Annotated in this window: 9 protein-coding genes and 5 pseudogenes; 8 read left to right on the top strand and 6 right to left on the bottom strand. The window is 69.6% G+C overall.

Translation table 11 applies throughout. The features are described 5' to 3' along the window. Positions 1–349: 349 nt before the first annotated feature. Both ACWEN3_RS32505 and ACWEN3_RS32500 read right to left on the bottom strand, forming a co-directional pair. Positions 350–1,147 carry an ATP-grasp domain-containing protein gene (locus tag ACWEN3_RS32505; protein ID WP_452978084.1) on the bottom strand — a complete coding sequence of 266 codons (798 nt, stop codon included), beginning with the start codon at positions 1,145–1,147 and terminating at the stop codon, positions 350–352. Next, entirely contained in the window at positions 1,144–2,127 is a 984-nt protein-coding gene (locus tag ACWEN3_RS32500; RefSeq protein ID WP_452978081.1) for an ATP-grasp domain-containing protein, read from the bottom strand. Before ACWEN3_RS32500 ends, ACWEN3_RS32505 begins: the two co-directional genes overlap by 4 nt. Before the next feature lie 1,418 nt (positions 2,128–3,545). On the opposite strand from ACWEN3_RS32500, the gene ACWEN3_RS32495 reads away from it, so the two are divergent. Continuing rightward, positions 3,546–3,899 carry a hypothetical protein gene (locus ACWEN3_RS32495; RefSeq protein WP_452978087.1) on the top strand — a complete coding sequence of 118 codons (354 nt, stop codon included), beginning with the start codon at positions 3,546–3,548 and terminating at the stop codon, positions 3,897–3,899. Positions 3,900–4,356: 457 nt separating this feature from the next. Here ACWEN3_RS32495 and ACWEN3_RS32490 read toward each other — a convergent pair. After that, positions 4,357–4,560: pseudogene (locus tag ACWEN3_RS32490) on the bottom strand (LexA family protein); the annotation flags it as partial. Between the two features lie 149 nt (positions 4,561–4,709). On the opposite strand from ACWEN3_RS32490, the gene ACWEN3_RS32485 reads away from it, so the two are divergent. The 4 genes and pseudogenes from ACWEN3_RS32485 to ACWEN3_RS32470 all read left to right on the top strand — a co-directional run bounded on the left by ACWEN3_RS32485 (position 4,710) and on the right by ACWEN3_RS32470 (position 6,447). Then, positions 4,710–5,261, top strand: coding sequence for an SMI1/KNR4 family protein (locus ACWEN3_RS32485; protein WP_452978078.1), 552 nt, complete (start codon positions 4,710–4,712; stop codon positions 5,259–5,261). A gap of 63 nt (positions 5,262–5,324) precedes the next feature. Beyond that, positions 5,325–5,606: pseudogene (locus tag ACWEN3_RS32480) on the top strand (DUF6233 domain-containing protein); the annotation flags it as partial. Beyond that, positions 5,566–5,833: pseudogene (locus ACWEN3_RS32475) on the top strand (hypothetical protein). The pseudogenes ACWEN3_RS32480 and ACWEN3_RS32475, both read left to right, overlap by 41 nt. An 83-nt stretch (positions 5,834–5,916) precedes the next feature. Next, positions 5,917–6,447, top strand: a complete 531-nt coding sequence (locus tag ACWEN3_RS32470) for a hypothetical protein (protein WP_452978075.1) — start codon at positions 5,917–5,919, stop codon at positions 6,445–6,447. Between the two features lie 7 nt (positions 6,448–6,454). On the opposite strand, the pseudogene ACWEN3_RS32465 reads toward ACWEN3_RS32470, so the two are convergent. After that, a pseudogene (locus tag ACWEN3_RS32465) lies at positions 6,455–6,739 on the bottom strand (IS630 family transposase); the annotation flags it as partial. A 290-nt stretch (positions 6,740–7,029) separates the two neighbouring features. Here ACWEN3_RS32465 and ACWEN3_RS32460 point away from each other — a divergent pair. After that, positions 7,030–7,221: a hypothetical protein gene (locus tag ACWEN3_RS32460; RefSeq protein WP_452978072.1), complete on the top strand. Its 192-nt coding sequence runs from the start codon at positions 7,030–7,032 to the stop codon at positions 7,219–7,221. 121 nt (positions 7,222–7,342) lie between these two features. On the opposite strand, the gene ACWEN3_RS32455 is transcribed toward ACWEN3_RS32460, so the two are convergent. Next, positions 7,343–8,251 (bottom strand): LysR family transcriptional regulator, encoded by a 909-nt coding sequence (locus ACWEN3_RS32455; RefSeq protein ID WP_452978070.1) that lies wholly within the window; start codon positions 8,249–8,251, stop codon positions 7,343–7,345. A 137-nt stretch (positions 8,252–8,388) separates the two neighbouring features. Between ACWEN3_RS32455 and ACWEN3_RS32450 the strand changes: the two genes are divergently transcribed. Next, entirely contained in the window at positions 8,389–9,207 is an 819-nt protein-coding gene (locus tag ACWEN3_RS32450) for a 3'(2'),5'-bisphosphate nucleotidase CysQ (RefSeq protein WP_452978067.1), read from the top strand. A gap of 38 nt (positions 9,208–9,245) precedes the next feature. Then, positions 9,246–9,842: an NADPH-dependent F420 reductase gene (locus ACWEN3_RS32445; protein ID WP_452978065.1), complete on the top strand. Its 597-nt coding sequence runs from the start codon at positions 9,246–9,248 to the stop codon at positions 9,840–9,842. Between the two features lie 293 nt (positions 9,843–10,135). On the opposite strand, the pseudogene ACWEN3_RS32440 reads toward ACWEN3_RS32445, so the two are convergent. Continuing rightward, positions 10,136–10,219 (bottom strand): annotated as a pseudogene (locus tag ACWEN3_RS32440) (transposase); the annotation flags it as partial.

Here is a 10,219-nt window from a genome sequence, read left to right as displayed (position 1 = left end):
GTTGCGCACGCCGACCTGAACGCTTCCCGCAACATCGCCCGCAAGGGCGAGGCTGTGTGGCTTGCGGGGCGTGAGCCACGCGTCCCAGTCTCCTGTCCGTAGGTGACTCAGATGCGGGAGGATACGCGGCAGCCAGCCGCGCCCTACCTGCAAGCCCGGCCCTTCAGGGCCGGGTCAAGTTGACTGAGTCGATCACTTTGCCGCCGGCCCCACCGAGATCATCACGTGCACGAGACTCCGAATCCGTTCATGAGCGGCACAAGGAGGGGCGGCGGGTGAGCGCCCGGCGTACGTCAGGGGCTGGGACGCGCCGAGGGGCCGTGGCGCCTCCATGTCTGCAATATGTGCGTCAGACGCCCGAGTTCGCGAGGGCGAGGGCCGCCAAGGCCTGCGGGGCGCCAGGCTGGGCACGGACTCCGGGGAAGGCGTTGATGTCCACGATCAGCGGGCCGTCCTCGCCCCTGTCGATGACGTCCACGCCGTAGACGTCCAAGGCGAAGACCTCGCCGACCCGGCGGACCAGGGCGGCCCAGCCGGGCGGCAGGCTGTCGGGGGCGAGCGGCAGAGTGGGGCCGCGGCCCTCGGGTGAGAGCTCGGAGCGGCGCAGCGCCGTGAAGATCTGGTCCCCGATCGCCCACAGCTTGTGGTCCCAGCCGCTGTTGGGAGCGAACTCCTGTACCACGACCGGTTCTTGAGGGTGCGCGGCGGCCAGTTCGCGCAGTCTTCCGTCGCTGTCGACACGGGCCACCAGGTCATGCTTGCGGCTGTGCCGGCTCTTGACCACCACCGGACCGGGGAGCCCCGGCCCTTCGGCGAGCCGGGCGAGCGTGGGGTAGGCGCGGGTGGCCGCGAACGGCAGGCCGGCCCGCCGAGCGTGCTCCGCCATCGCCGTGCGGTCCTGGCACAGCGCGGTCGCGGCGGCCGAGTTCAGCACCCGGGCCCCGCGCCGTTCCAGTGCGCGAGCGAGGGAAATCGCCTGCGGTGTACGCGCCTTGAGCAGATACACGTCGGCGAGGGGCTCGGGTGCTTGGGGCGACTCCGCCGTCTCCGGGTCCAGCGTCCGCACCGTGTGCTCGTCGGCGAGCAGCGCGGTGGTGGCGGCCAGCAGCGGGTGCCCGGGGTCGGAGGTGATCAGGCCGATCCTCATACGGTCTTGCCCGCGGCCGTCAGAACCTGTGCCGAGCCGGAACGCAGTGGCGACACGGTCGTTGCGGCAGGTGACACGGAAGATTCGGACGGCGACGCGGTGGCCCCGGACGGCTCCCGCTGTTCCGCCATGCGCGGTCGGGCGGTCTCGGCCGGTTCGACGGTCCGACTTCCGCGGGCCGCAAGCCCCAGCACGGCGCGCGCCACCCGCGCGGCCGCGTCGGGGACCTGGCGGAAACTGGGGAAGTCGTTCACGTCGACGACCACGGGCCCGTCCGGCCCCAACACCACGTCCACGCCGTAGAGATCGAGGCCGTAGACCGCTCCGGCCCGGGCGGCGATGGCGGCCACCTCGTCCGGCAGGGGCACGGGGCGTTCGGGCACCGCGTGGTCGGGGTGGAGCGGGGAGCGGCGCTCGGTCGCGTACAGCTCGCCACCGACGCCGTACACCTTGATGTCGACGCCCGAGTTGGGGACGTACGGCTGGGCGATGAGCATGCCCTCCCCCGCCAGTTCGGGAACCATCGCGGTGAGCCGGTCCGGTGACGTCACCAGGTGCACGGCACGCCCAGAGCTGCCGTCGGCGGGCTTGACCACGATCGGGTACTCCGACTCCGGTATCTCCGCGAGCAGTTCGGGCCGGGCCGCCGCGTAGGTGGGCGGCAGCGGAAGCCCGTGGCTGCGGCCGATCGCCGCCGCCAGCGCCTTGTCCCGTACGCCGCGGATCGAACGGGCATCGTTGATCGTCGTGGTCCCGGCCACGGCGGCGGCCTCCAACAGGGTGAGCCCCGGACCGCCCGAGACCGTCTTGAGTACCCAGGCGTCATGGGCGGCGCACTGCAGCGCCTCTGTCAGACTCAGCAATGAGCCGCCCGGCCACAGCACGTCCACCTGGTGCCCCCAGGACGTCAGTTGGCGGATCACCTCGACCGGCATGCCGTCGTGGCGATACTGCTCCTCCACCAGAAAGCAGAGTTTCATCGATATACCCCGACCCTCCGGACGCCCGCCCTCGTCGTCCCGCACTCCGTGGCGTCCTGTGACGACACAGGATGTCACGCCGCCTGCTGACGTGCCGGGCGGCGGCCTGCAGAGCGAACGGCTCCGCCCCTCACCGTCCTCCCGGACGATCCCCTGTACCGACGCGGGGCTGCGCGGCGGGCGGTGCGGGACGGAGCCGAGCCGGAGAGGGTGTTCGCTCTGGCGTACTCGGTGGTGTCCCGTTGGTGGGAGCAGGCTCTGCACTGGGAGCGGGAGACGATCTGTCCGCGGCGCCTGCACCAGGTCGCGGGCGGCGACGCCGGGGGGGATCTTGAGCGGTGGCGGATCGTGGGGCGGGACGCGGTCGTCTTTCCCGAGGTGGTGGCCGTCGCCGACGCGCCGCTGGATACGGCCATGGCCGAGCTGGCGTGGATGGACAGCGGCGCTGGGCAGCCGCGGGCACTGCCCGCCGACGGGGCGTTCTGCCGCCGGCTCGGTGAGCGGGTCGGCCGGCCGTGGCTGGGGCCGCTGGACGCAACCGACTACGGCGGCCCGCTGACCTCCTGGAGGGGCAGCGTCATTCGCCCGCGCCGCGAGACCGGCGGGCCCTCCGGCTACTACACCGACCCGTGGTGGGTGCGCCAGGAACACCAGCCCGCGACCATGGCCGGACAGCCGCGGGTGCTGGGCAAGGGGAAGAAGACGCCCGGCACGGGGGAGGATTTGGCGGGCGACGGTGCCCGCCGAAGAGCGGACGCTGATCACCCGGGCAATCGAGAGCGCCGAGGAGTAGCTGCTCCAACTGCGCGGGGTGCAGACCGGACCCACCGCCGGCGTCGCCCAGCAGCTCCTGCGCAGCTTCCGCTACAGCGCCTCCCTGGTCGAGAACGCCTGGAAACGGACCGCCCTGGCGGCCGCGAACACCCGGATGCCCCTGGAAGGCGTCGCCCAGTGGGCGGGAACGTCTCCCGACATCTTGATGAGCACGCTGACGGCGGGCCAGGAAGACGGCGGTTTAAAGACCGGTCGGCAAGCGCGGAGCCGCCGCCGAAAGCGGGCTCGTCAACCGTTAGCGCACGCGGTACCCGTTCGTGGCAGGAATCCCGGAAGCCACCGTGACCACACGCGGATACGGCTTGGCTGAAGCAGGTGATCAATGCGGGTGCAACACGGTCTGAGGGCCGGGCAGGGCGAGTGGCCGTGGATCCTGGGCGCGGATTCGAGGCAGTGTTCCTCAACCCGGTGGGCCAGTCGGTCCAGCAACGGTGCGCATCAACGCCCCGCCCGTCGGCGAGCACACCGAATGCCCGCACAACCTCACGTTCTCGCTCGCATGCATCGGGTCTTGGGTAACCGCTGCACGCTCCAGAGGAGAGAACTGCTGTGGTCAAGAGACACTCGAAGGGACAAAGAGCTCCATGGGCAAGAAAAAGGGACGTCCGCACGGCAACGGCCGCACGGCAAGGCCAGGCCAGAGAAAAGCCAGCCGATCCAAGCGCGCGTCCGGCAAGCTCGTGCGCATGTACCGCCGCTACCACGCATGGCGCGCCCCGTTCCCGCTGTGGGCGCGGATCGTGTGCGACATCCTGTTCTGGGCCGTCATCGCCGCCGCGGCCTATGTGGCAATCGGCAGCCTGTGCGGAGCAATCCTCATCGCAGCTCCCCTTCTCGGGTTCTTCGGGCTCGCGTCGAGCAAGGAGCACGACGACGGCATCGACTGGAGCGACCACCGAATGGGAGGGCAGCCAAGGAACCCCGGGCCCAAAATTTAGAGTCCTCACGGTCCATGAACATGATCGGCCAGCTGCCAGCCGCGACCGTGCGTACGGCGGCGCTGCCCCTCGGCCTGCGCCAAGAGCCTGCTGCGAGCGCCGGCCCCGCCGTCCGGGTGGAGCTCGGTCTGGTCGTCAGCGTCGCCCGGGACAGTGCTGGCCGCTTGCGAAAACCCGCGCGGGCTTCGTGCTCGCCAGGCTCTCCCCGGCGAGTTCGTCCGGTTCGTTGTTCGGTGGCCCGGAGCCGCTCAACACACGTGCGGGCGGGCGCTCGTAGCCTGGTGTCGCTCGCGGTAGCCGCGGAGGTCTGCCATGCCCCGTGCGTGAGGCGTGGGAGCTGCTGCTCTCCGGGCCTGGCGCTGACCGAGTGCTCTGACCGCATACCTTCGCTGGGTTGAGCGGGTGTGGGGCCATTGATGCCAGCTACCTGGCCGAGGGGCTCCACCAGCTGATAGTGGACCGAGGACCTGCTGCGCAGGCCGACCGCCGCCCCGATCTCCCCCACCGCCGTCGCCTCGCCGTGAGCGGCGATGTGCTCGCGGAAACAGCGCAGCACGCGTTCCTGGATGTCGGTGAGGCAGTCGCCACGATATACCCCGATTAGAGCGCGTGTTCGATATTTGGGACACGCGTCAGGCCGGGTGCCGGGGGTGTGTCCCACGCCAGCGAGCCTTGATGGCCGCGAGTTCGCGTCACCGAAACCTGAGTTGCCGTGGTCAAAGACCCGCCCGCAGAGGCCTGTCACCGGGCAACCGCGTAGCTCGAGGGTGTGGCGGACCGGGGCGCGGACGCTCTTGCTACGGTCGCTGGATGCAGAGCTGGGACGGGGACGGCGTACGCGCGCGGATACGGGAGATGGCAACGCGGGACCCAGGGCGGGAGCGCTTCGGGGCGGACAGGCACCGGTACGAGTTGGCGCCTCGGCTGCCGAAAGCGGAGATCCGGGCCTTCGAGGAATCCCACGGAATCGACCTGCCCGTGGAGTACCGGTCTTTCGTCGCAGAGGTGGGCGACGGCCCCGCCGGCCCCAGCCACGGATTGATGCCCTTGACCGTCTCCCGCCCGGAGGCCGACGAGGGGTGGGCTGTGGACACCGAGTGGCGGGAAGACCGACTGCCGGGCCGACTCACCGAGCCCTTCCCTCTCACCGAACCTCTGCCCGGCCGGATCGACGGACCGGCCGAAGCACTGACCCGGGGCACGCTCATGCTGGCCGAACAGGGCTGCGGCATCTTCACACGGCTGGTCCTGAACGGCCCGCGAGCAGGCCAGGTCTGGCAGATCGATCCGGACTGGGGCGGCTTCACACCACTGAGCCCTGACTTTCGCGCCTGGTACACCGATTGGCTGGAGAGCCCCTGAACACGCGTCACGCCGCCCGGGCCGACCCACCGGCCTTCGACGAGGCAACATCACAGTGAGTGGCCCAGGCCACACGTAGGCGACTACTGGGCGGCCGCCAAGAACGGACGGTGCCGCCCGGCAACCTGGCAGCAGGCCTTCGACACCGTGCGCCGCCAAGTACCGGCATGCCCCCACTGCCGGTCGGACACCGCACTCGGCATCCACGGCCAGCGCCTGTCCAAGCGATCATGTAGACAACGACGGCACTCGCCAACCGAAACGCGGATGCGGATTGTCGGCTCGGGTGCCTACTATCCCGGCCATGCCAAGCCCCTCCGGATTCGCCTCTGCCCAGCGCCCTGACGGCACCGTGACAATCATCCACCAGAGACGTCCGGCGGGCGGGTTGCGCGGCACGCCTGGCCAGAGGTTCCTTGCGGAGGTCGAGCCGGGCGATGCCCTGCTGGTGATGGCCCGCTGGACCGGCGGCCTACAAGCACGACAATGAGCACACCGCGCGTAACCACCCACGCAACCGGATGTCGGGCCTGCCCGTCGGATCTTCGCGGTGCCCCTGTCGTTCATGCTGAGGCGGCCGCTCCCGGCCACCTCGGCCCAGTCAAGGAGAGAGCAGCTGACTCCGCATTCCCTCGCGTTCTACGTGGACGTGGTCATGTCTGGAACGGTGCTCGGCGCCAAGCCGACGGACAGCCCCGACCAGGTCAGCGCGATCTTGGGTTCCGACTTCGCCGAAAACTCCACTGACGACTACAGCATGTGGCGCGACTACGGATTGGTCGAGTTCTTCTGGGTCCGGGAATCGCCCGACCACCCGTGGGAGGGGCGCCACTTCACCCTGCAGGTGCATCGGCTCTCGTACTGGGGCAGCAGCATCGTCAACAAGGAGATTCGCGAGCGGTACGGCCGCTTTGACCGTCACCTCCGCTTCGACAAACTGCAGCGGCTGCTGTCGAACCGCGGCGTGTGCCTGGTGGATGTCCCGGACGCCAATGCCCCGGCCTTCACCATGCACTGGCAGCCCGCTTCCCAGGTGTCCGTCATGGCCTTCCGGGAACGCGAGTGGGGGCGGCCTCGTCGGCGCGGCAACGACCTTGTCGGCGACGTGCACAAGATCTCGTCATCACTGACTGCCGAGCAAGTGGCATGGAACAGGGCACGCTACGGCCGTCGTCAGCACACCTAGTGCCGCGTCAGGCAACGTTCGCCCTGTTGACGACCTCGCGTAGCCGTTCGTCGGCGGCGTGCTTGTTCCGCCAGATGATGTAGCGGCGGACCATGCTGCCCTGCTCCTTGTGGCTGGCGTGGTCGGTGCCGTCCAGGACGAAGTAGCGTAGGGCGGTGAACTGGGCCTCGATGCGGTTCAGCCAGGAGCTGTTGGTCGGCGTGTAGGCGAACTCGACATTGCTGCCTACGGCCCAGTCGCCGACCCGGCCGTCCTTCTTCGTGGTCAGGTGCGGCGAGAAGTTGTCGAGCACACTGCAAAAGCCTGCGTTGTGTGGGTGGCGGCTACATCAGGACGACGGGGACGGCGCGGCGTCCTCGGTCGTCCAGTCCCCGTCGAACAGTGCGGCGACCAGGCGGGTGTGTTCCTCCGGGAGCTGGCGGGCGCGGTGCTCGGTGCGGGCCTTGGCCAGCCATTGGCCGAGGTTGACGATGTCGCCGTCGACGCGGATGGTCTCGCGGGCGGCGGGGCTGCGGCCTTCGCGGTGCAGGAAGAGCTCCAGGAGCTGGACGGTCTGGGCGAAGGTGCGGCGGGCGCGGCGCCGTGGGCGGTGAGCGCGCCGATGACGCCGGCAATGGCGGCGAGAACGGCGCTGTGGCGAATGGTGGTGTTCAACATCTCCTCCTCAGCGCCCGGTTCGCCGTCGAATCCGACAGGAACCACCAGCTCGTCTTCGGCGACAACGCCCCCGCCGGCTTGCTCAACCTGCTCACCGGCCAAGGGCCGACCGAGTGAGCAGGGCCCACAGATCCGCGATCGTGAGCCGCAGGCGTCGGTCTGGCCGCCCCCACGGCCAGCACCCGCACGGACAAGCCGCTGCTGACGTTGAAGAGGTGAAGCGGCCGGACGGCGCCGACTACGACGACGCTCCGCCCATGGCCAGCGCGGTTCGCGCCAGCCCGCGCAGCCAGGCGTGGGCGTGGTCGGTGTCGTAGCGCTGATGCCATGACAGGTATATCGGTGCCGACGGCAGTTCGAGCGGGAGGGGGAGCACGACCAGGCCGAGGTCGGCGACCGCGGATCGCGTGGTGGCTTCGGGGACGCAGATCAGGAGATCGGAGCCGCGCGCGAACTCCAGCGCGGCCGCTTCCGTGGGCGCGGTCGCCACCACGCGGCGGGTGAGGCCGAGCCGCGCGAGGGCGTCGTCGAGGGCGTTGCTGAGGTTTCCACGTCGCGAGACGGTGACGTGCTCAGCGGCGGCGTACCGCTTTGCGGTGACGGTTTTGACACGGGTGAGGGGGTGCCCCTGTCTCACGACGATGACGAGACGGGTCTCGCCCACGTTCTCGGCGCGGATGTCCGGTGCGCTCGGGCGGTTGGCGTTCGCCTCCAGGTCCACCTCGCCGCGCCGCAACTCGGGGGTGTCGATGCTCGATTCCGCGACGAAGCGCAATCGCACGCCCGGCGCCTCTTCACGCGCGGCCGAGAGCAGTGTGGGGCCGCTCAAGGCGACCAGGGAATCATGCCAGCGGAGTGTGAAGGTGCGCTCCAACGTTGCCAGATCGAGTTCACGGCTCGGTGCCAGCACCCCCTGGACCTGGTGCAGCAGCTCGTGCACCTGTTCCCGGACGGCGATCGCATACGGCGTCGGGGTCATCGTGCGTCCGGTGCGTACCAGGATCTGATCCCCGGTCGTGCGCCGGATTCGGCCCAGACTCCGACTCATCGCGGGGGCGGTGACATGCATGCGCGCCGCCGCCCCGGCCACACTGCCCTCCTCCAGCAGCGCGTCGAGCGCGGCCAGCAGGTTCAAATCCAATTGCATGTGAGTAATCCTAGACGTGCTTTACATGCATTTGAAGTTAATCAAGGGGCTGTATACCTTCGAGACCAGAGCGCTGGACAGAGCGCACAGTTCGGCCCGAACACCCTCATCACCTCCTACTCGAAAGGGAGTTCACCATGTCCGAAATGCTTCAGACCACTGACGTCGCCGCCTTTGACGCCGACCTGCTCGGCCAGACCGCGATCGTCGTGCGTGGGGCCGGTTCGGCGCTGCGCGAGCGCTTCGGCGAGGTGGTCCGCTACCAGACCCGCGAAGAGCTGATGCGCGCGCTCGCCGCCAACGACGAGACGGCCCTCGACATCCTGCGCCCCCGCCTCACGCGCCTGCGTCCGGACGCCGGCTGGGTGGAGGACGAGCTGGACGGCGGGGCGCTGCCGCCCGGCGAATGGTGGGTCGTGGATCCGGCCGAAGGCAACGTCAACCACCTGCACGCCCTGCCCGAGTGGGCGGTGACCGCCACCCTCGTGCGTGAGAACCAGCCGGTGCTCACCGCGGTCCATCTGCCGTTGACCGGCGAGACCTACACCGCGCTCACCGGCGCGGGCGCCTACCTCGACGGCCGACCGCTGCACGTCTCCCAGACCGCGGACCTCGGCCTGAGCATCGTGGCCACCAGCCAGGCCCGGCCGGACGAGGACGACAACGTCGTGCGGCGCGTCGGCTCCTCGATCACTTCGATGCTCTTCGACGCCCTCGTCGTCCGCACCGCCGTGCCCGCAACCCTGCACCTGCTGAACGTGGCCGCCGGCCGGATCGACGCCTTCTGGCAGTTCGCCGGCGCCCGCGCTGATCTGCTCCCCGGCGCGCTGCTCGTCACCGAGGCCGGCGGACAGATCTCCGACGCCGAGGGCCTCCCCTGGACCCCGCAGAGCGAGAGCTTCCTGGCCGCCGCGCCCGGCGTCCACGCCCAGGCCGTCGCCACGCTCTCACGCTGACCGCGCACCACAACCTCCACGCACGGAAGGACCAGATCATGACCACGATCGCAGTTCTCGGAAACGGCCGAGTCGGCGGCAGTCTGGCCACAGCCCTCACCCGGGCAGGGCATGAGGTGACCATGGCGGACCGCGCGCCGGGCGCCGCCGCCGACGCTGCCCGGACAGCCCAGATCGTCGTCAACGCCACCCCAGGCGCCGGCTCGCTGGACCGGCTCGTCGCCCTGCGCGAGGAACTGCGCGACAAGATCCTCGTCGACGTCTCCAACGCCACCGTCGACGGACCGGACGGACTGCCTGCCCACCTGATCTACCCCGGCTCAAGCCTCGCCGAGCAACTCCAGGAAGCGCTCCCCGAAACGCACGTCGTCAAGACACTCAACACCATGCTCTTCCCGGTGATGACCGCGCCGGCCACGCTCACCCAGGCGCCCGACGCCTTCCTCTCCGGCGACGACCCACATGCCAAGCAGACCGTCCGTGAACTGCTCATCAACCTCGGCTGGCGCACGGAATGGATCACTGATCTCGGCGGGATCCAAACCGCCCGCGCCACGGAGGCCGCGATCCTGTTCGTACCGCACGTGATCCGGTCCAGCGGATTCGCGCCCTTCGCGATCTCGATCGCCCGCTGATCCGCACACACTGCACCGCCCCCGGCGGGTCACATCCAGAACAGATACGCCGCCGACCGCCGGCCATCAAGCGTCCGGCCCGGGCTCTGTTCAGCCCGGTGGGCGGTTGAGCTGGGCCATGAACTCACGGTTGACCGCCCGGGCGGCGGCGAGCTCGTCGCCTTGGTCCTGGAGTTTGAGCTCCAGGTCGACGATTTTGCTGTTCGAGGGTGGTGATCCGGGCCTTGAGCTGGTCGGTGTCCTCGGGGCCGCCGATGCCCACCTCGCGCCAGACTTGATCACCTAGTGCCGCATCAAGCTACGTTCGCCCTGTTCACGACCTCACGGAGGCGGTCGTCGGCGGCATGCTTGTTCCGCCAGATGATGTAGCGACGGAT

This window comes from Streptomyces sp. NPDC004561, from assembly GCF_053602155.1.
This window is presented reverse-complemented; position numbering and strand designations above follow the sequence as displayed.

Excerpts from the sequence above, each read along its gene's own strand:
- ACWEN3_RS32470 (WP_452978075.1), top strand. The coding sequence starts at position 5,917 with ATGTCTGGAACGGTGCTCGGCGCCAAGCCGACGGACAGCCCCGACCAG.
- ACWEN3_RS32500 (WP_452978081.1), bottom strand. The coding sequence starts at position 2,127 with ATGAAACTCTGCTTTCTGGTGGAGGAGCAGTATCGCCACGACGGCATG.
- ACWEN3_RS32485 (WP_452978078.1), top strand. The coding sequence starts at position 4,710 with ATGCAGAGCTGGGACGGGGACGGCGTACGCGCGCGGATACGGGAGATG.
- ACWEN3_RS32445 (WP_452978065.1), top strand. The coding sequence starts at position 9,246 with ATGACCACGATCGCAGTTCTCGGAAACGGCCGAGTCGGCGGCAGTCTG.
- ACWEN3_RS32495 (WP_452978087.1), top strand. The coding sequence starts at position 3,546 with ATGGGCAAGAAAAAGGGACGTCCGCACGGCAACGGCCGCACGGCAAGG.
- ACWEN3_RS32455 (WP_452978070.1), bottom strand. The coding sequence starts at position 8,251 with ATGCAATTGGATTTGAACCTGCTGGCCGCGCTCGACGCGCTGCTGGAG.
- ACWEN3_RS32450 (WP_452978067.1), top strand. The coding sequence starts at position 8,389 with ATGTCCGAAATGCTTCAGACCACTGACGTCGCCGCCTTTGACGCCGAC.
- ACWEN3_RS32505 (WP_452978084.1), bottom strand. The coding sequence starts at position 1,147 with ATGAGGATCGGCCTGATCACCTCCGACCCCGGGCACCCGCTGCTGGCC.